This window comes from Streptomyces sp. NPDC048352 (assembly GCF_040651895.1).
Lineage (GTDB): Bacteria > Actinomycetota > Actinomycetes > Streptomycetales > Streptomycetaceae > Streptomyces.
Window position 1 is genome coordinate 33,739 of record NZ_JBEZKZ010000023.1, and the last position, 18,412, is coordinate 52,150.

The 18,412-nt window shown below is 73.7% G+C and carries 17 protein-coding genes; 9 read left to right on the plus strand and 8 right to left on the minus strand.

The features are described 5' to 3' along the window. Window positions 1-150: 150 nt before the first annotated feature. From AB0D45_RS14860 to AB0D45_RS14870, 3 genes are all read right to left on the minus strand, one after another. Window positions 151-2,727 (minus strand): bifunctional FO biosynthesis protein CofGH, encoded by a 2,577-nt coding sequence (locus AB0D45_RS14860; protein ID WP_362458649.1) that lies wholly within the window; start codon window positions 2,725-2,727, stop codon window positions 151-153. A gap of 40 nt (window positions 2,728-2,767) precedes the next feature. Next, window positions 2,768-3,550: an SDR family oxidoreductase gene (locus AB0D45_RS14865; protein ID WP_362458652.1), complete on the minus strand. Its 783-nt coding sequence runs from the start codon at window positions 3,548-3,550 to the stop codon at window positions 2,768-2,770. Between the two features lie 107 nt (window positions 3,551-3,657). Next, window positions 3,658-4,419: a hypothetical protein gene (locus AB0D45_RS14870; RefSeq protein WP_362458654.1), complete on the minus strand. Its 762-nt coding sequence runs from the start codon at window positions 4,417-4,419 to the stop codon at window positions 3,658-3,660. 450 nt (window positions 4,420-4,869) lie between these two features. On the opposite strand from AB0D45_RS14870, the gene AB0D45_RS14875 reads away from it, so the two are divergent. Next, window positions 4,870-6,582 carry a lytic transglycosylase domain-containing protein gene (locus AB0D45_RS14875; protein WP_362458657.1) on the plus strand — a complete coding sequence of 571 codons (1,713 nt, stop codon included), beginning with the start codon at window positions 4,870-4,872 and terminating at the stop codon, window positions 6,580-6,582. An 80-nt stretch (window positions 6,583-6,662) separates the two neighbouring features. Here the strand turns inward: AB0D45_RS14875 and AB0D45_RS14880 are convergent, their stop codons facing one another. Then, complete coding sequence (locus tag AB0D45_RS14880) at window positions 6,663-7,151, minus strand: hypothetical protein (protein ID WP_362458660.1); 489 nt, start codon at window positions 7,149-7,151, stop codon at window positions 6,663-6,665. 234 nt (window positions 7,152-7,385) lie between these two features. Beyond that, entirely contained in the window at window positions 7,386-7,589 is a 204-nt protein-coding gene (locus tag AB0D45_RS14885; protein WP_007265804.1) for a cold-shock protein, read from the minus strand. Window positions 7,590-7,826: 237 nt separating this feature from the next. Between AB0D45_RS14885 and AB0D45_RS14890 the strand changes: the two genes are divergently transcribed. The 5 genes from AB0D45_RS14890 to AB0D45_RS14910 all read left to right on the plus strand — a co-directional run bounded on the left by AB0D45_RS14890 (window position 7,827) and on the right by AB0D45_RS14910 (window position 13,018). After that, complete coding sequence (locus AB0D45_RS14890; RefSeq protein WP_361609089.1) at window positions 7,827-8,690, plus strand: menaquinone biosynthesis protein; 864 nt, start codon at window positions 7,827-7,829, stop codon at window positions 8,688-8,690. 205 nt (window positions 8,691-8,895) lie between these two features. Continuing rightward, on the plus strand, window positions 8,896-10,794 hold the full coding sequence (locus AB0D45_RS14895; RefSeq protein WP_362458663.1) for a serine/threonine-protein kinase: 1,899 nt from the start codon (window positions 8,896-8,898) through the stop codon (window positions 10,792-10,794). 85 nt (window positions 10,795-10,879) lie between these two features. Further along, a complete protein-coding gene (gene mqnC, locus AB0D45_RS14900) occupies window positions 10,880-12,079 on the plus strand; it encodes a cyclic dehypoxanthinyl futalosine synthase (protein WP_362458666.1) in 1,200 nt (399 codons plus the stop codon). Window positions 12,080-12,085: 6 nt separating this feature from the next. Next, window positions 12,086-12,730 carry a hypothetical protein gene (locus AB0D45_RS14905; RefSeq protein WP_362458669.1) on the plus strand — a complete coding sequence of 215 codons (645 nt, stop codon included), beginning with the start codon at window positions 12,086-12,088 and terminating at the stop codon, window positions 12,728-12,730. Between the two features lie 81 nt (window positions 12,731-12,811). Beyond that, window positions 12,812-13,018, plus strand: a complete 207-nt coding sequence (locus AB0D45_RS14910) for a hypothetical protein (protein WP_362458672.1) — start codon at window positions 12,812-12,814, stop codon at window positions 13,016-13,018. 17 nt (window positions 13,019-13,035) lie between these two features. Here AB0D45_RS14910 and AB0D45_RS14915 read toward each other — a convergent pair whose 3' ends face one another. Continuing rightward, window positions 13,036-13,773, minus strand: a complete 738-nt coding sequence (locus AB0D45_RS14915; protein WP_362458675.1) for a DUF3152 domain-containing protein — start codon at window positions 13,771-13,773, stop codon at window positions 13,036-13,038. A 165-nt stretch (window positions 13,774-13,938) separates the two neighbouring features. On the opposite strand from AB0D45_RS14915, the gene AB0D45_RS14920 reads away from it, so the two are divergent. From AB0D45_RS14920 to AB0D45_RS14930, 3 genes are all read left to right on the plus strand, one after another. Beyond that, entirely contained in the window at window positions 13,939-14,631 is a 693-nt protein-coding gene (locus AB0D45_RS14920) for a demethylmenaquinone methyltransferase (RefSeq protein WP_361603005.1), read from the plus strand. 6 nt (window positions 14,632-14,637) lie between these two features. Continuing rightward, window positions 14,638-15,549 (plus strand): glutaminase, encoded by a 912-nt coding sequence (locus AB0D45_RS14925; RefSeq protein ID WP_361603008.1) that lies wholly within the window; start codon window positions 14,638-14,640, stop codon window positions 15,547-15,549. Between the two features lie 98 nt (window positions 15,550-15,647). After that, window positions 15,648-16,931, plus strand: a complete 1,284-nt coding sequence (locus tag AB0D45_RS14930; protein ID WP_361603011.1) for a geranylgeranyl reductase family protein — start codon at window positions 15,648-15,650, stop codon at window positions 16,929-16,931. Between the two features lie 60 nt (window positions 16,932-16,991). Here AB0D45_RS14930 and AB0D45_RS14935 read toward each other — a convergent pair whose 3' ends face one another. Further along, complete coding sequence (locus tag AB0D45_RS14935; RefSeq protein WP_362458679.1) at window positions 16,992-17,303, minus strand: hypothetical protein; 312 nt, start codon at window positions 17,301-17,303, stop codon at window positions 16,992-16,994. Window positions 17,304-17,486: 183 nt separating this feature from the next. After that, window positions 17,487-18,350, minus strand: a complete 864-nt coding sequence (locus tag AB0D45_RS14940; RefSeq protein WP_361603017.1) for an NlpC/P60 family protein — start codon at window positions 18,348-18,350, stop codon at window positions 17,487-17,489. Window positions 18,351-18,412 lie beyond the last annotated feature (62 nt).

Genomic DNA, 18,412 nt, shown 5'->3' on the forward strand with positions numbered 1-18,412 from the left:
CCCCAGGCTCAGGACGCGCACTGTAGTGGACGTCTTCGGTCGTTTTCGGAAGCAGTCGGTCGGGTCGCCCGTAAGTGACCGGAGAACGGCCGGAACGCGAACGGTTCCGGCCACCGCCCCGGCCGCCGGCCGGAGCCCCCTCGCGCGCGCTCAGTCCAGGACCGGCAGGAGCTCCGGCAGGTGGCCGTCCGAGGCGCGGGCCGCGTCCTGGCGCTCCTGCGGCACCTCCCCGTACAGGGTCGTCCGGGCCTTCGCGGGCCGGCCCGCCGCCCCGGCGACCGCGATCAGGTCCTGGACGGACTTGTACGAGCCGTAGGAGGAGCCCGCCATCCGGGAGATGGTCTCCTCCATCAGGGTCCCGCCCAGGTCGTCGGCGCCGGAGCGGAGCATTTCGGCCGCGCCCTCCGCGCCCAGCTTCACCCAGCTCGTCTGGATGTGGGGGATGTGCGGGTGCAGCAGCAGCCGGGCCATCGCCGTCACCGCCCGGTTGTCGCGGACCGTCGGGCCGGGCCGCGCGATCCCGGCCAGGTAGACGGGGGCGTTGGTGTGGATGAAGGGCAGCGTCACGAACTCGGTGAAGCCGCCCGTCTGCTGCTGGATGCGGGAGAGGGTGCGGAAGTGTCCGAGCCAGTGCCGGGGCTGGTCCACGTGCCCGTACATCATGGTGGAGGAGGAGCGGATGCCCAGCTCGTGCGCCGTCGTGACGACGTCGATCCAGTCGGCCGTCGGCAGCTTGCCCTTGGTGAGCACCCAGCGGACCTCGTCGTCCAGGATCTCCGCCGCCGTGCCCGGGATCGAGTCCAGACCGGCCTCCTTGGCGGCCGTCAGCCAGTCCCGTACGGACATCCCCGTGCGGGTGGCGCCGTTGACGACCTCCATCGGGGAGAAGGCGTGCACGTGCATCCCCGGGACCCGCTCCTTCACGGCCCGGGCGATGTCGAAGTACGCCGTCCCCGGCAGGTCGGGGTGGATGCCGCCCTGCATGCACACCTCGACCGCGCCGACGTCCCAGGCCTGCGCCGCGCGGTCGGCGACCTGCTCCAGCGACAGGGTGTAGGCGTCGGCGTCCGTGCGGCGCTGCGCGAAGGCGCAGAAACGGCAGCCGGTGTAGCAGACGTTGGTGAAGTTGATGTTGCGCGTGACGACGTACGTGACGTCCTCGCCCACCACCGACCTGCGCAGGTCGTCCGCGATCCGGCACAGCGCGTCCAGCGCCGGGCCGTCCGCGTGCAGCAGGGCCAGGGCCTGGCCGTCGGTGAGCCGCTCCGGATCGTCGGCGGCCCGGGCGAGCGCCTCCCGTACGTCGGTGTCGATGCGCTCGGGCACCATCCCGGGCGCGGCCGCCTCGCGCAGGGCCTCCCAGTCGCCGTAGACGTGGTCGAAGTCCTCGCGGCGGTCGCCGGTGCGGCCCTCGGTGTCGACGGCGGTGTGCAGGTCGGTGCGCCCGTAGGAGGCGAAGGAGTCCTCGGGCTCCTGCCACGGGTGCCCCTCGACCACCGCGTCCGGATCGGCGAGCCCGGTCTCCGGGTCCGCGAGGGCGCGCACGTGCGGCAGCAGCCGGGGATCGAGCCACGGCTCGCCGCGCCGCACGAACTCCGGATAGGCGCAGAGCCGTTCGCGGAGTTCGAAGCCGGCCTGCGCCGACCGCTCGGCCAGCAGGTCGATCTGGGGCCAGGGCCGCTCCGGGTTGACGTGGTCCGGGGTCAGCGGCGAGACGCCGCCCCAGTCGTCGATGCCGGCGCCGATCAGCCGGGCGTACTCCCCGTCGACCAGGTTGGGCGGGGCCTGGAGGCAGGCCGAGGGACCCATGATGTGCCGGGCGACGGCGATCGTGGCGACGAGGTCGTCCAGTTCGGCGTCCGGCATGCCGCGCATGGCCGTGTCCGGCTTGGCGCGGAAGTTCTGGATGATCAGCTCCTGGATCCCGTGGTAGGCGCGGGAGATCCGGCGCAGCGCGAAGAGCGACTCGGCACGCTCCTCGTACGTCTCCCCGATGCCGATCAGCAGCCCGGAGGTGAAGGGCACCGAGGAGCGCCCGGCGTCCTCCAGGACGCGCAGCCGGACGGCCGGCTCCTTGTCGGGGGAGCCGTGGTGCGGGCCGCCGGGCTCCGACCACAGGCGGGTGGCGGTCGTCTCCAGCATCATCCCCATGGAGGGCGCGACGGGCTTGAGGCGCTGGAAGTCCGACCACGACATCACGCCCGGGTTGAGGTGGGGCAGCAGCCCGGTCTCCTCCAGGATGCGGATGGAGACGGCCCGCACGTAGGAGATCGTGTCGTCGTAGCCGTGGGCCTCCAGCCACTCGCGGGCCTCGGGCCAGCGCTCCTCGGGCTTGTCGCCGAGGGTGATGAGGGCTTCCTTGCAGCCGAGCGCGGCGCCCCGGCGGGCGATGTCGAGGACCTCGTCCGGGGACATGTACATCCCGTGGCCGGCGCGGCGCAGCCGGCCGGGGACGGTGGCGAAGGTGCAGTAGTGGCACTTGTCGCGGCACAGCCGGGTGAGGGGGATGAACACGCTCTTCGAGTACGTGATCACGCCCGGGCGGCCGGCGGCCGCCAGGCCCGCGTCGCGGACCCGGGCGGCGGAGGCCGCCAGGTCCTCCAGCGCCGCGCCGCGCGCCCGCAGGAGCACGGCCGCCTCGGCCGCGTCGAGCGCGACGCCGTCGCGGGCCCGCCGCAGCGCACGGCGCATGGCGTTGTCGGTCGGGGCGTCGCTCGCACTGGTCATGGGGCGAGCATACGATCCGGCCGGGTGCCGGTGGAGGGCGTCATCGCATCAGCTCACCGGCGTTGACCAGCAGGGACTGGCCGGTTATCGCCCGCGCCCGGTCGGAGGCGAGGAACACGGCGGCATCGGCCACGTCCCCGTCGGTGGCGAGGTCGGGCAGGGCCATCCGCCCCGTCAGGCGCTGGTGGACCTCGGCCTCGGGGACGCCCTCCGCGTGGGCGGTGAAGGTGACGAAGGCCTGTACGGGAGGGCCCCACATCCAGCCGGGCAGCACGGTGTTGACGCGGATCCGGTGCGGGCCCAGCTCCCGGGCCAGGGAGTACATGGCGGAGGTCAGCGCGCCCTTGGAGGCGGCGTAGGCGGCCTGGCGGACCTCGCTCGGCGCGGCGACGGCGGACTGGGTGCCGATGAAGACCACGGAGCCGCCGCCGGCCTTGAGGGCGGGCAGGCAGGCCCGGGTCATGCGCAGGGTGCCGAGGAGGTTGACGTCGAGGATCTGCTGCCAGGTGCCGAAGTCGGCGTCCTCCAGGCCGCCGAAGTACGAGTCCCAGGCGGCGACGTGCACGACGGCGTCGATGCCGCCGAACCGCTCGCGGGCGAGGGCGGCGAGGGCCTCGCACTGGCGCTCGTCGCCGATGTCGGTCGGCAGGTGGGCGGTGCGGGTGCCGTCCGGGTCGATCTCGGCGGCGGACTTGGCCAGGTTGGCCTCGGTGCGCGCGCCGAGGACGGCGTTGCCGCCGTCGCGGACCACGGCGGCGGCCACCTGGTGGCCGAGCCCGGCCCCCACACCGGAGACGACGACGGTCTTCCCTCGCAGCAGCATGACGCGCCCCCAGGCGGCTCGGTCCAGGAATCTGACGGGCCGTCAGGGTAGGGGGGCGGGCCACCGGTGTGAAGGGGTGCGGCGCCGGGGGCCGGCCCCCGGCGGGCTCAGCGGCGCCCGGTCACGTCCAGGACGATGTTGACCACGACCCAGGTGGCCCAGAGCAGCGGGATGATCGCCACGTAGGCGAGCGGGCGCGCGTGCACCGGCGGGCCCTCGTCCAGCGGCCGGTGCCCCGGCGCCGGGGTGGGGTGCGGCAGCTTGGCGAACTTCATCGCGGCGATCAGGTTCCAGAGCAGCGTGAACGGCGTGAAGACCACCAGGGACAGGGGGCTCCACCAGCCCTGGCACAGGGTCTTGGTGGTCATGGTGCGCACCAGCGCCCGCCCGCACTGGCGGCAGAAGGGCCCGTTGAGGGTGTGGAAGCGCATCAGGACCAGTACGCCGACGTGGGCGCGCACCGCGAAGTTCGCCGCCTCGGGGGCGCCGCAGTTGCGGCAGCCGGGCGCCTGGGCGTGGGGGTACGGGGCCGCGTACTGCGGGTGCTGCGGCTGGGGCTGCTGCGGGTGGCCCGGGCCGGGGGCCGGGTAGCCGGGCGTGGGGTGGCCCTGGTGGGGGGCCGGGTAGCCGGCGGCCGGGTGGCCGGGGCCGCCCGCGGACGGGCCGTACGGGTTCGGGGCGGCCGGGTTCGGGGCGTACGGGTTCTGCCCGGCCGGGGGCGCGGCGGCCGGGTGCGCGGCCGCGGGGGCGGGGGCGTACGGGTTCTGCCCCGCCGGGCTCTGGCCGTACGGGTTCTGCCCGGCCGGAGGGCCGGGGTGCGGGTTCGGCGGAACCGGGGCTCCGGAGTAGGGATTCGGCGGAGTGGTCATGGCAGGCCTTCGGTATCGGCGCGGGCAGGGAGCGGCGACCGGCCGGGCACCCCGGACCGATTCCGTTGCCTCCTCCGGGTGTTGTCACGGAAGAGGAGGTGCCGAACAGCAGTGCGCTCGATGGGCCACGAACGTACCAGGCTCCCCTGACAGCCCCGGCCCCCCTCGCGGCCGCCCTCCCCGACAACCGTCGTAAAGGCCCACGGAGCGGCAGCAGCAGGGGTGTTCGGGGCCTTTCGGGCGGGCTGCTGCGGCACCTTCCCCGCCCGGCCGCAGGACCGCCGGAGACGGTCTGGACGTCCTGGGCGACAGGACGGTGAAGCCGAGACGAATGGTGTGTCATATCTACGGGGGCGATGGTGAGTCGTATCGGAATACCTGATAGACAGAACAATCGCGGCCCGACCGGCCGCACGCCTTTGACGGCCGCCTTGGGGGGATCGCCGCACCGTGAAGCCGCTTCACCGCCACGTAGTCAACACCTCACGCAAGGTCCTGTGCACCGCCGCGCTCGCGGCCAGCCTGACCACCGCCGCCGTCGTGACCAACACCCCGGTCGCCGGCGCCGGCGAGGCCGAGCCCACGCCCGACAGCCCCCAGGCCGCCGACCGCGGTGACGCCCGCCTCGACCTGCCCGGCCAGCTCGCCGACCCGGTGGTCCCGCCCGCCGCCGGTACGGGCACCGCGGCCGAAGGGGCCTCCGGCATACCCGCGACCGCCCTGGACGCCTACAAGCGCGCCGAGGTGGCGGTCGCCGCGGCCCTGCCCACCTGCAAGCTCCCCTGGGCGCTGCTGGCCGGCATCGGCCGCGTCGAGTCGGTGCACGCCTCCGGCTACGGGCTCAAGTCCGACGGCACCACCGAGAAGCTGATCCGCGGCCCGCGCCTGGACGGCAACGGCTTCGCGAAGATCCTCGACACCGACAAGGGCGAGTGGGACGGGGACACCGAGTACGACCGCGCCTTCGGCCCGCTCCAGTTCATCCCCTCCACCTGGGCCACCTGGAAGGCCGATGGCAACGGCGACGGCAAGCGCGACGCCAACAACATCTACGACGCGGCGCTCGGCGCGGGCCTCTACCTCTGCTCGGGCGGCAAGGACCTCTCGCTGCCGGCCGACCTCGACAAGGCGATCCTCGGCTACAACAGCTCCCGCGAGTACGTGAACTCCGTCCTCGGCTACATGCGCCAGTACCAGCAGGACGGCACCGCGGGCATTCCGAACCCGCCCGTCGGCACCTACCCGACCCCGCCCACGTCGACCCTGCCGACCCCGCACGTCCCCACCGCGCAGCCGCCGGCGACGAGGCCGGGCACCCCGGTGAACCCGTCCCGCCCGACCCCGGACCCCAAGCCCACCCCGAAGCCGGAGCCCTCGAAGCCGACGCCGACGCCGGAGCCGTCCAAGCCGACCCCGGCGCCCGCGACCCTGGCCAAGCTGGAGCGGGTCGGCGACGCGAAGCTGGAGGCCCAGGCCGGCAGCCTGTTCGCGGAGGGCACCCGCTTCAAGGCGCTGCTCAGCGACGGCAAGCCGGCCGCGGGCCAGGCCGTGGTCGTCGCCGTCGAGCAGGACACCACCGGCGGCACGGGCTTCGTCTTCGGCGACGAGTCGAGCGTGGTCGTCCGTACGGACGCCGACGGCGTCGCCACCGCACCCCGGCTCAAGGCAGGACCGCAGGCGGGCACCTTCACCCTGCGGGCCACCGCCTACGACGCCAAGAGCCAGCTCACCGTGGCCCTGGACGGCAAGGTCACCGCCAAGCCGGCCGCCGAGCCGCTCGTGGTGACCCGCACCGACGGCACCGGACCGGTGAAGGCCTCCCCCGGCACCGCCGTCAAGGGCCTGGAGTTCCGGGCCGCCCGCGGCGGCGAGCCGGTGGCGGGCGCCCGGCTGACCGCCGCCCTGGTCGAGGAGGTCGCGGGCAAGCCGGGCGTCTGGACCCCCGTGGACCCGAAGACCGCCAAGGGCCCCTGGTTCAAGGGAGCCGCGGCCGGCGAGAAGCTGTTCGCCCTGGAGCTGCCCGAGACCGGCGCCGACGGCACGACCGCCCTCCCGGACCTGCTCACCACGGACGTCCCCCCGGGCACCTACCACCTGCGGCTGCGGACGGCGGACAAGACCGAGCTGATCGTCACGATCGAGGTCACCACCCCGAAGGCCTGACCCGCAGCTCCGCACACGAGACGGCCGGCCGCCCTGGGCGACCGGCCGTCTCCTGTCGCGGCGTCGCGCCGCAGGGAGCGCTAGACGACGGGCGTGGCCTGGAGGGCCTGGAAGCCGACGCCGCAGGTGCCCGGCAGGTTCGTGGGGCTGAACGGCGTCGAGGACGTGGTGCAGCGGGCCTCGTAGATCACGCCGCTCTTGCTGAGCAGCGTGAGGGTGAGCCGGCCCCCGGAGTTCTCCTCGACGGAGACGGCGACGTCCACGACGCACCTCGGCGCGTTCGGCACGACGTTCAGGTTGATCCACACGCCCTGGTTGCGGCTGTCATTGAGGAAGGTGTGCCCCTCGCGGTCGGTGGCCAGCCGGAACACCGTGCCCAGCGCGAAGGAGAAGTCGGGGGCGGCGGAGCTGACGTGCCGCGCCACCGGGCCGCACCGGTTCTTGCCGTGCGGGTCCGGGTCCGGCGTCGGACCGCCGGCCGCCGCCGCGGACGGGGCCATCAGCGCTCCGAGGAGCACGGCCCCGGATACGGCGGAGATTCCTCGTGCGGCCCAAGCGAGCTTCCTCATGTGCTTCCTTTCCCGTGCCCGGCCTCGGTGACGGGACCCAGCCTCCCCGGCCCGCCCCCGGCGAACACACCATGTGATGAACGGTCACCCAGCGGAACCATCAGCGCACCCCGAACGGCGCTGCGGACGGACCGGGACGGGAAAAAGGCAGGAGCCCCGCCCCCTCCGCTCACACGGAGGAGGCAGGGCTCCTTGGGTACTGCGAATTCCGACCGCGATCGGCCGGCCTGGCGACTAGGCCGGGGTGACGTTCTCCGCCTGCGGACCCTTGGGGCCCTGCGTGACGTCGAAGTTGACCTGCTGGTTCTCCTCGAGGGAGCGGAAGCCAGAGGCGTTGATCGCGGAGTAGTGGACGAAGACATCCGGGCCGCCGCCGTCCTGGGCGATGAAGCCGAAGCCCTTTTCAGCGTTGAACCACTTCACGGTTCCGGTAGCCATGAGCCCTCCTATGGGCCAAAGGGTCGCCCTGCTCCAGAACCTGCTAAGAAGTCTGAAAACTACAAAAGCCTGCGGGTTACATGCTCCGCAGGCCTCGTACTGCAAGGGAAACCAAACTGCAACTTGCGTCGAGCCTAGCACGCACCCTCGGGCCGAGACCAGAGGGAAAGATCACGTCACTCGGACGTTTGAAGACCCGCTCGATCGCTGACGGAGAAGCGGGGCTAGTCTCGCGATGTGGACGTCTATCGCAGCCGGCCCCGCGTCGGCCACATCCAGTTCCTGAACTGCCTGCCCCTCTACTGGGGGCTGGCCCGAACCGGCACGCTGCTGGACCTGGAGCTGACCAAGGACACCCCCGAGAAGCTGAGCGAGCGCCTCGTCCAGGGTGACCTGGACATCGCCCCCATCACCCTCGTGGAGTTCCTCCGCAACGCGGACCGGCTCGTCGCCTTCCCCGACCTGGCGGTCGGCTGCGACGGCCCGGTGATGTCCTGCGTGATCGTCTCGCAGGTCCCGCTGGACCAGCTGGACGGCGCCCGGGTCGCCCTCGGGTCGACCTCCCGCACCTCCGTACGCCTGGCCCAGCTGCTCCTCGCCGAGCAGTACGGAGTCCGCCCCGACTACTACACCTGCCCCCCTGACCTGGGGCTGATGATGCAGGAGGCGCAGGCGGCGGTCCTGATCGGCGACGCCGCGCTGCGCGCCTCGCTGCACGACGCGCCCCGGCTCGGGCTGGCCGTGCACGACCTCGGCCGGATGTGGAAGGACTGGACGGGGCTGCCGTTCGTCTTCGCCGTCTGGGCCGCCCGCAAGGACTACCTGGAGCGCGAGCCCGCCGTGGTGCGGGAGGTCCACGAGGCGTTCCTCGCCTCCCGGGACGTCTCCCTGGAAGAGGTCGTCAAGGTCGCCGAGCAGGCGGCCCGCTGGGAGGCCTTCGACGCCGAGCTCCTCCAGCGCTACTTCACCACCCTCGACTTCCGCTTCGGACCCGAGCAGCTGGCCGGCGTACGCGAATTCGCGCGGCGCACGGGAGCGGACACCGGGTACGACGCGGACGTCCGCGTGGAGCTGCTCCAGGCGGCCGCGCCGGATCACTGATCGCGGTTTCCCGGCGGGCCTTCCCCTTCCCTCTTCGGGAATGTTCCGTTTGCCGGGAATTCGTTCGCCTTTCGTATTCAGCTCCACCGTAGGCGAATGCGAAGGGCGGCGGCGGAAGCGCGCGGTATTCGGCGGGAACGCGCCCCCGCCACCCCCTAAGGTGCTGTCTGTTCGCACACACGGATCTCGGGGGACGGGGGACGCGATGCAGCCGCTCGAAGCCGGCGAGCCGCGCACCATCGGGGCGTACCGGCTGCTCGGCCGGCTCGGCGCGGGCGGCATGGGCCGGGTCTACCTGGGGCGCAGCGCCGGCGGCCGGACCGTCGCGGTCAAGATCGTGCACCCGCACTTCGCCGCCGACGCGGAGTTCCGCGCACGCTTCCGCCGCGAGGTGGAGGCCGCGCGGCGGGTCGGCGGGGAATGGACCGCGCCCGTGCTGGACGCCGACCCGGACGCCGCGGTGCCGTGGGTGGCGACCGGCTACGTGGCGGGCCCCTCCCTCGACCGGGCGGTGGCCGGGCACGGGCCGCTGCCCGAGGCCTCGGCACGGGCGGTGGGTGCGGGGCTGGCCCGCGCGCTGGTGGCGGTGCACGGGCTGGGGCTGGTCCACCGCGACGTCAAGCCCTCCAACGTGATGCTGACCCTGGACGGGCCGCGCCTGATCGACTTCGGGATCGCCCGGGCCACGGAGGGCACCGCCTCGCTGACCTCCACCGGGGTCTCCATCGGCTCGCCCGGCTACATGTCCCCGGAGCAGATCCTCGGCAAGGGCGTCACCGGCGCCTCGGACGTGTTCTCGCTGGGCGCGGTGCTGGCCTTCGCGGCGACCGGCCGGCCGCCCTTCACCGGGGACAACTCCGCGACCCTCCTCTACAAGGTGGTCCACGAGCCGCCGGAGCTGGACGGGATCCCCGCGGGGGAGCTGCGCGAGCTGATCGGGTCCTGCCTGGCCAAGACGGCGTCCGGGCGGCCGCGGCCGGAGGACCTCGCGGCGGCCCTGGGCGGCGCCCTCGGCGCGCCGGGGTGGCTGCCGGCGCCGCTGGTGGAGGAGGCGACCCGGGCGGCGGTGGCGCTGCTGGACCTGGACGCCGATCCCGCCGGGGCTGCGGCGGGCTCCGGCTCCGGCCCGGGCGCCGGTGCCGGTCACCCGGCGGGGTACGGCACGGCGGCCGGGTCGGGATCCCGGGCCCAGGCCGGTTCCGGGTCCGGCACCGGGACCCCGGCCGGTGCCGGCTTCGGGTCGCCCGCCCCGGCCGGTTCGGGCTCCGGGCCGGTGCCGTTCACGGCCGGGTCCTTCGGGGGGCCGGCCGGCGCCGGTTTCGGGACGCCGGACCCTTCGTACGGGGGCCCGGCCGGGGTCGGCTTCGGGACGCCGGACTCCTTCGCGCAGGCCGGCCCGTACGGATCCGCCGGCGCGGGGGCCGGGGTGTACGGCGCCCCGACCGAGACGGCCGGCGGAGCGGGGGCCGGGGTGCCGAAGCCGCGCACCGCCGACGACACCCGCGGGGTCACCCTCACCGCGGCCGGCCGCCGCTTCAGCTGCACCCTGGTGCTCGGCGCCGCCTGCGTGCTGGCGGCGCTGTCCGGCGGGCTGTACGCGACGGGCCTGCTGCCCGGCCAGGGGGAGCACCGGGAGGTGGCGGGCAAGCCGCCGCAGCACTCCCCGGCCCCGGCGGGCTCCGCGCCGGACTCCGCCCAGCCGTCCGCGTCCCCGTCCGGCTCCCAGGCCCCGCCCAAGGGCACCCGCACCGACGTCCCCAAGGAGCTCATCGGCACCTGGAAGGGCACCGTCACCACCCACCTCGGCGCCACCAGCCAGTTCGAGATCACCATCAAGGGCGGCAGGACCGGCGAGGTCGTCGCCCGGGACAAGTCGGTCCTGCCGCTCCTCGGGACCGACTGCAGCGGCGACTGGAAGCTCGTCTCCGCCACCGACCGCTCCCTGGTCCTCGACACGGCGGGCGGCCCCAATCCGGCTCCGGGCATCTGCGCGGGAGGCTCCGCCGACGAGCGGTTCAGCCTGAACGCCGGCGGCTCGCTGCACTACACGTCGGGCGACAAGGCGGCGGGCAACCCCGAGGGGGACCTCACCCGCAGCCCGTGACCCCCGCCCTGGAAGGGGCCCACGGCCGCTGGCGTAGGCTGGCTCGGTCCGGACCCTTGACACACCGCCGAAAGGTGATCCACCGGTGACCGACCTGGCCGCACTCCAGTCCGTCCTCGACCGCGCCGCCGCAGGGGGCCGGATCACCAGGGAAGAGGCCCTCGACCTCTACCGGCACGCCCCCCTGCACGCGCTCGGCCAGGCCGCCGACGCGGCGCGCCGGCTGCGCTACGCCGGTACGGAGCACATCGCGACGTACATCATCGAGCGCAACATCAACTACACCAACGTGTGCGTCACGGCCTGCAAGTTCTGCGCCTTCTACGCGGCCCCCAAGGACACCAAGAAGGGCTGGTCGCGCGACCTCGACGACATCCTGCGCCGCTGCGCGGAGACCGTCGAGCTGGGCGGCACGCAGATCATGTTCCAGGGCGGCCACCACCCGGACTACGGCGTCGAGTACTACGAGCACCACTTCTCGGCGATCAAGAAGGACTTCCCGCAGCTGGTCATCCACTCCCTCGGCGCGTCCGAGGTCGAGCACATGGCCCGCATCTCCGGCGTCAGCGCCGAGGAGGCCATCCGGCGCATCCACGCAGCCGGCCTCGACTCCTTCGCCGGCGCCGGCGCGGAACTCCTGCCGGAGCGCCCGCGCAAGGCGATCGCGCCGCTGAAGGAATCCGGCGAGCGCTGGCTGGAGATCATGGAGATCGCCCACCGGCTGGGCGTGGAGTCCACCTCCACCATGCTGATGGGCACCGGCGAGACCAACGCCGAGCGCATCGAGCACATCGCGATGATCCGCGACACCCAGGACCGCACGGGCGGCTTCCGCGCCTTCATCCCGTACACCTACCAGCCCGAGAACAACCACCTCAAGGGCCGGACCCAGGCGACCGTCTTCGAGTACCTGCGCATGATCGCCATCGCGCGGCTCTTCCTCGACAACATCGCGCACATCCAGGGCTCCTGGCTCACCGTCGGCAAGGAGGCGGGCCAGCTCGCCCTGCACTACGGCGCCGACGACCTCGGCTCGATCATGCTGGAGGAGAACGTGGTCTCCTCGGCCGGCGCCAGGCACCGCTCGAACCGCCAGGAGATCATCGACCTGATCCGCAAGGCGGGCCGCGTCCCCGCGCAGCGCGCGACCACGTACGAGCACCTCGTGGTGCACGACGACCCGGCGAACGACCCCGTCGACGACCGCGTGGTCTCGCACATCTCCTCGACCGCCATCGAGGGGGGCACCGCGCACCCCGAGCTGAAGCTCATCTCCACGAACTGACGCCCCATGCTGACGCTGCACACCGCCGAGCTCCTCGTCACCGGACCGGGCGCCGTTCCGCTGGAGGACGGCGCGGTCCTGGTCGAGGGCGACCGGGCCGTCCGCGTGGGCCCGTACGGGGAACTCGGCGCGGCCGCGCCGCACGCCCGGGTCCGCCGCTGGCCCGGGGTGCTCACCCCGGGGCTGCTCGCGCGCGGGGCGGACGAACTGCTGGAGCGGACGTACTACCCGGACGACCCGTACGAGGTCACCGAGCTGGGCGCCGACCCGATCACCGGGGCCGAGGCGCTCGAGGCGCTGAAGATGACCGAGGCCCGCTGGGGCAACAGCGCCCGGCGGGGCACGCAGAAGCTGCTGGCGCGCGGGGTGGTGGCGGTGGCCGGGCGCTTCACGACCGCCTCCGTGCGCACCGCGGTCGTCCGTTCGGGCCTGGCGGTGGTGCCGCCGGCCCCGTACGACGGCACGCCCGTCCTGGATCCGCTCGCCGGGCGGGAGTCGGCCGGGCAGGCGTACCACGGGGTGCTGGAGGCCGGCGCCCCGGCCCGGTTCGCGGTGTTCGCGGTGGCGGACGAGGCGGAGCTGCTGGAACGCGGCGCGACCACGTGCGTGGCCACGGTCATCGCGGGCCGTCTCCTGCACCGGCGGCGGTAGCGCGCCGGAGCCGCGCGAGGTGTCGGGACCTTCCGGGCGGGGCACAGTGCCGGGTGTTCCCGAACCGCTCCGGAGGTCGCGATGGCCCTGCACAAGAAGACCGTCGGGTTCACGGTCGCCGGCGTCGCCGCGGGCGTCGCGGGATTCCTCGCCGCGTCCGGCAGGCGCCGCGCGGCCGAGGGCGCTCCCGCCGGCCGGCCCGACCGCGACGGCGGCGGCCGCGACGGCACCCGCAGTCGCGGCACCGCGAGCAGCTGCGGCACGGCGGTCTCCGGCAACGGCCTCTGAGCGGGGCGGCCCATGGCCTACGGGGCCGGCGGGCCCGCCAGGTACGTGCCGTCGGCGGCGTAGGGCCACGCGTTGGACGTGCAGCCGAGCAGCCCCTTGATCTGCTGCATCATCGCCGGGGCGGGGGCTCCGGGGCGCGGGCAGGTCTGGTGGCCGTGGCCGAGCTCGTGGCCCACCTCGTGGTTGACGATCAGCGCCCGGTACTCCGCCGGCGTGCCGCTGAACCGGGGCGAGCCCTCCTGCCAGCGCTTGAGGTTGACGACGACGGTGTGCCCGGCCCGGCAGTTGGCCTCCCCGACCAGCTCGGGGGTGACCACCTCGCACAGCCGGTCGGTGGTGGCGGGCGTGGCGATCCGGACCGTGAAGTCCACCGGCTCCCCGCGGCCGACGAGCCGGAAGCCGTTCGCGGGGTCGCGTGTCCAGCCGCGCCGGTCCCCGAGGACCGCTTCCACGGCCCGGGCGGCGTCGTCCGGGTCGACGCCGCTGCCGTTCTCCACCTCCACCCGCCAGCGCAGCGGGCGGCCCTCGCCCTGGGGCCGCCCGGCGGCGGAGGAGGCCGTGAACCCCACCGGCACCGAGGTCACCCGTTCCGGCCGCGGGGGAGCCCCGCCGCGGCCGTCGGCGTCCCCCTCGCGCGGCCCCAGCCGGTGGGCGGCCACCGCGAGGGCGGCGAGCAGCGCCGACAGGAGGACCGTGCGGCGCAGTCGCCCGCGCCGCTCCGCCCGCCGTGCGCTCCCTGATCGGCCTGCCGGCATCCGTCAACCCTTTGTTCGGAATGTCCGACAGTCTGCCCGCTTCCGGTCCGGATCCACCGGAACGCCGGCCGGGCCGGGGCAGCGGCCGGGCCGGGCCGGCGGCCTGAGAGGATGACCGGGTACCCGTCCGACGCAGACACACCGAGCACCGAGGGGCCAACGCCAGTGACAAGGGCTTCCCTGGACAAGCAGCCGCACGAAGTCGCCTCCATGTTCGACGGGGTGGCCGCGAACTACGACCTCACCAACGACGTCCTGTCCCTCGGCCAGGCGCGCCTGTGGCGCAAGGAGGCCGCCAGGGCGGTCGCCGCCCGCCCCGGCCAGAAGGTGCTCGACCTGGCCGCCGGCACCGCCACCTCGTCCCTGCCGTACGCCGCGACCGGCGCGTACGTCGTCCCCTGCGACTTCTCCCTCGGCATGCTGCGCGAGGGCAAGAAGCGCAACCCGTGGCTGCCGCTGACGGCGGGCGACGCGACCCGGCTCCCCTTCGGGGACGACGTCTTCGACACGGTGACGATCTCCTTCGGACTGCGCAACGTCCAGGACACGGAGGGCGCGCTGCGCGAGATGTACCGGGTGACCAAGCCCGGCGGCCAGGTCGTGATCAGCGAGTTCTCGCAGCCCACCTGGGCCCCCTTCCGGACCGTCTACACCGAGTACCTGATGCGCGCCCTGCCGCCGGTCGCCCGGGCGGTCTCCTCCAACCCGGACGCGTACGTGTACCTCGCCGAGTCCATCCGCGCGTGGCCCGACCAGCCGGCGCTGGCGGCCCTGCTGCAGAAGGCCGGCTGGTCGAAGGTGGCCTGGCGGAACCTGAGCGGCGGCATCGTGGCGCTGCACCGCGGGGTCAAGGCGTAACCCTGCATGGACTACCAGGGGCTGCTGGAGCGGGTCGCGGCCGACGTCTCCCCGCTCGTGGGCAGCGGGACGCCGGCCGAGTACATCCCGGCGCTGGCCAAGGTCGACGCGCGGCAGTTCGGCATGGCGGTGGCGGACCTCGACGGCAACGTCTTCGGGGTCGGCGACTGGCGCACGCCCTTCTCCGCCCAGTCCGTGACGAAGGTCTTCGCGCTGGCCCTCGCCCTCGCGGAGGGCGGCGACGGCCTGTGGGAGCGCGTGGGCCGGGAGCCGTCGGGCAACCCGTTCAACTCCCTGGTGCAGCTGGAGTACGAGAACGGCATCCCCCGCAACCCGTTCATCAACGCGGGCGCGCTCGTCGTCACCGACCGGCTCCAGACGCTGACCGGTGACGCGAGCAGCGAGCTCCTGGACTTCCTGCGGCAGGAGAGCGGCAACCCGGGCATCGGCTTCGACCCGGAGGTGGCCGCCTCCGAGCAGGAACACGGCGACCGCAACGCGGCGGTGGCCCACTTCATGGCCGCGTACGGCAACATCGACAACCCGGTGCCGGCGCTGCTGGAGCACTACTTCTGGCAGTGCTCCATCGAGATGAGCTGCGCCGACCTCGCCCTGGCCGGCCGTTTCCTGGCCCGGCACGGCCTGCGCGCGGACGGCTCGCGCCTGCTGACGCGCAGCGAGGCGAAGCAGGTCAACGCGGTGATGCTCACCTGCGGTACGTACGACGCGGCGGGCGAGTTCGCCTACCGCGTGGGCCTCCCGGGCAAGAGCGGCGTGGGCGGCGGCATCATCGCGGTGGTCCCGGGCCGGTGCACCCTCGCGGTGTGGAGCCCGGGCCTGGACGCCCGGGGCAACTCGGTGGCGGGGGTGGCGGCGCTGGACCGCTTCACGACCCTGACGGGCCTCAGCGTCTTCTAGCCCGCGGACCGGCCCCGGGCGGGTCCGCGCCGCTGCATAGACTGCGTCATGTCCCGTGCCGTTGGGCACCCCTTATCGAGCCTTCGGGAGACCCCGCAGTGACCGAGCCTCTCTCCGAGCACTCCGCGGACGTGATCGTCGTCGGCGCCGGGCCCGCCGGTTCCACCACCGCCCACTACCTCGCCAAGGCCGGCCTGGACGTCCTGCTCCTGGAGAAGACGGCGTTCCCGCGCGAGAAGGTGTGCGGCGACGGTCTGACCCCGCGTGCCACCAAGCAGCTGGTCGCCATGGGCATCGACGTCTCCGAAGAGGCCGGCTGGCTCCGCAACAAGGGCCTGCGCATCATCGGCGGCGGGCAGCGGCTCCAGCTGGACTGGCCGGAGCTCGCCTCCTACCCGGACTACGGACTCGTCCGCAAGCGTGACGACTTCGACGAGACCCTGGCCCGCCAGGCGCAGAAGGCCGGCGCCCGGCTGTACGAGCGCTGCAACGTCGGCGAGCCCGTGCGCGACCCCCGTACCGGGCACATCACGGGCGTGCAGGCGAAGCTCGGCGAGGAGAAGACGCCCGTCACCTTCCACGCCCCGCTGGTCGTCGCGGCCGACGGCAACTCCTCGCGCCTGTCCCTGGCGATGGGCCTGCACCGGCGCGAGGACCGCCCGATGGGCGTCGCGGTGCGCACGTACTTCACCTCGCCCCGGCACGACGACGACTACCTGGAGTCCTGGCTGGAGCTGTGGGACCGGCGCGGTCCGCAGGACCGGCTGCTGCCCGGCTACGGCTGGATCTTCGGCATGGGCGACGGCACGTCGAACGTCGGCCTCGGCATCCTCAACTCCTCCTCCGCCTTCAAGGAGCTGGACTGGCGCGAGGTCCTCAAGGCCTGGTGCGCGTCCATGCCGGAGGACTGGGGCTACACCCCGGAGAACATGACGCACCCGATCCGCGGTGCGGCGCTGCCGATGGCCTTCAACCGGCAGCCGCACTACACCAAGGGGCTGCTGCTCGTCGGTGACGCGGGCGGGCTCGTCAACCCGTTCAACGGCGAGGGCATCGCCTACGCGATGGAGTCCGGGCAGATCGCGGCCGAGGTGATCGTGCAGGCGCACGCCCGCGCCACCCCGGCGCAGCGCGAGCTGGCCCTGCACAGCTACCCGAAGGTGCTCAAGGAGACCTACGGCGGCTACTACACGCTGGGCCGTGCCTTCGTGAAGCTGATCGGCAACCCGAAGGTCATGAAGGTGGCCGCGCAGCGGGGCCTGACGCACCCGGTGCTGATGCGCTTCACGCTGAAGATGCTGGCGAACCTGACCGACCCGACGGGCGGCGACGCGATGGACCGCATCATCAACGGCCTCTCGAAGGTGGCCCCGAAGGCCTGAGCGGGCCCGCCAGGGCGCTCTGCGGCGCCTGTGAGCCGCTCCCGGGTCTCCGGGGGCGGCTCAGTCGTTCCCGCCGCTCCCAGGCCCCCGTACGGCCGCCCCGGCCGCCCCGGGGCCGCCGTGGACGGTGCGGACGCAGCGGGCCAGCAGGACGAGCCCGGACAGCAGCAGCGCGCCGGAGACGGTCCAGCCGAGGCCCAGCGTCAGGGGATTGCCCGGTTTGTGCCACGGGCGGGTGGTGGTCAGCAGCCAGCCGCCGACCGAGAGGAGCCCCAGCCCGAGGGCGGCCGGGACGGCGGTGCGGTCGCCGGCGAGCCGGTCCTCGTCGCGGTGGTCCTCCTCGCCGCGGCCCTCGTAGGACGGTCTGCTCACGGACCACCACCTCCAGGGCTGATCGGTTCGAACGGCCGCGCGCAGCGGCCATTTTCCCAGCATGCCGAAGGCCCGGCACTCCGCCCCCTGGGGGTACCTCCCAGCGGTAGCCGGGGGAGGGGGAGTGCCGGACCTTCAGGGACCGTGCGACACGGGGACCGTCGAGATCGGGGAACGCCGCGGTCAGAGGACGCGGACGGCGCCCGTCGGCATGTCGTAGCTCAGGTTGCGCTCGACGATGCCGGTGCTCGGGTTCTGCGCACCGACGAACTTGCCGCCGCCCACGTAGATGGCGACGTGCCAGGCGCTGCCCTTGGCGCCCCAGTACAGGATGTCGCCGGGCTGCAGGTTGCTCAGCGAGACCGAGCGGCCGGCCATGGACTGGTCCTGCGAGACGCGGTCCAGGGTGATGCCCGCCTGGCGGTAGGCGGCCTGGACGAGGCCCGAGCAGTCGTACGCGGAGGGGCCGGTGGCGCCCATCACGTAGGCCTTGCCGATCTGGGCGCGGGCGAAGTTCACGATGGCGGCCGCCGAGCCGGTGGCCGGCTTCGAGGCGGTGGAGCCGCTGCCCGAGCCCTTGGCGACGGAGGAACCGCCGTCGTCGGAGGCGGAGGCGGTGGTCAGGGAGGTGCGGTCGGTGCCGCGGCCCGCGCGCTCGGCCTCGGCCTTGCGGTCGGCCTCCTGCTTCGCCTTGAGCTCGGCGGCCTTGGTGGCGTCTTCCTTCGCCTGCTTCGCCTCGGCGGCGGCACCCGTGCGGGCGCTCTCCTCCTGGGCGTTCAGCTCGCCGGTGACGGCGGCCTCGACGGCGGCGACGCGGGTGTTCTCCGCGGCCGTGTTGACGGCGTTGGAGACTTCGGCGCCGAGGTCCAGGTCGAGGACCGGCATCTCGAGCGTCGTCTCGGCCACGGGCTCGGACGGCGACGCGCTCGCGGTTCCGGCCATGGCCAGGGTGCTGAGGACGCCACCGGCAACTCCGGCGCGGACCGCGAGCTTCGAGGCGCTGCGGCGGGGCTTCCGGTGGCTGGGTATGTGAGCGGTGTGGGACATGGGACAACCGCTATCAGGGGTGCCGGGTTTCCTTCAAGAAACGTGGTCTGCGCCACAGTTGC

Bases quoted from the DNA above. Each gene is read 5' to 3' on its own strand.
- AB0D45_RS14940 (WP_361603017.1), bottom strand. From the start codon at position 18,350: ATGTCCCACACCGCTCACATACCCAGCCACCGGAAGCCCCGCCGCAGC.
- AB0D45_RS14925 (WP_361603008.1), top strand. From the start codon at position 14,638: ATGGACTACCAGGGGCTGCTGGAGCGGGTCGCGGCCGACGTCTCCCCG.
- AB0D45_RS14905 (WP_362458669.1), top strand. From the start codon at position 12,086: ATGCTGACGCTGCACACCGCCGAGCTCCTCGTCACCGGACCGGGCGCC.
- AB0D45_RS14865 (WP_362458652.1), bottom strand. From the start codon at position 3,550: ATGCTGCTGCGAGGGAAGACCGTCGTCGTCTCCGGTGTGGGGGCCGGG.
- AB0D45_RS14915 (WP_362458675.1), bottom strand. From the start codon at position 13,773: ATGCCGGCAGGCCGATCAGGGAGCGCACGGCGGGCGGAGCGGCGCGGG.
- AB0D45_RS14910 (WP_362458672.1), top strand. From the start codon at position 12,812: ATGGCCCTGCACAAGAAGACCGTCGGGTTCACGGTCGCCGGCGTCGCC.
- AB0D45_RS14880 (WP_362458660.1), bottom strand. From the start codon at position 7,151: ATGAGGAAGCTCGCTTGGGCCGCACGAGGAATCTCCGCCGTATCCGGG.
- AB0D45_RS14860 (WP_362458649.1), bottom strand. From the start codon at position 2,727: ATGACCAGTGCGAGCGACGCCCCGACCGACAACGCCATGCGCCGTGCG.
- AB0D45_RS14895 (WP_362458663.1), top strand. From the start codon at position 8,896: ATGCAGCCGCTCGAAGCCGGCGAGCCGCGCACCATCGGGGCGTACCGG.
- AB0D45_RS14885 (WP_007265804.1), bottom strand. From the start codon at position 7,589: ATGGCTACCGGAACCGTGAAGTGGTTCAACGCTGAAAAGGGCTTCGGC.
- AB0D45_RS14870 (WP_362458654.1), bottom strand. From the start codon at position 4,419: ATGACCACTCCGCCGAATCCCTACTCCGGAGCCCCGGTTCCGCCGAAC.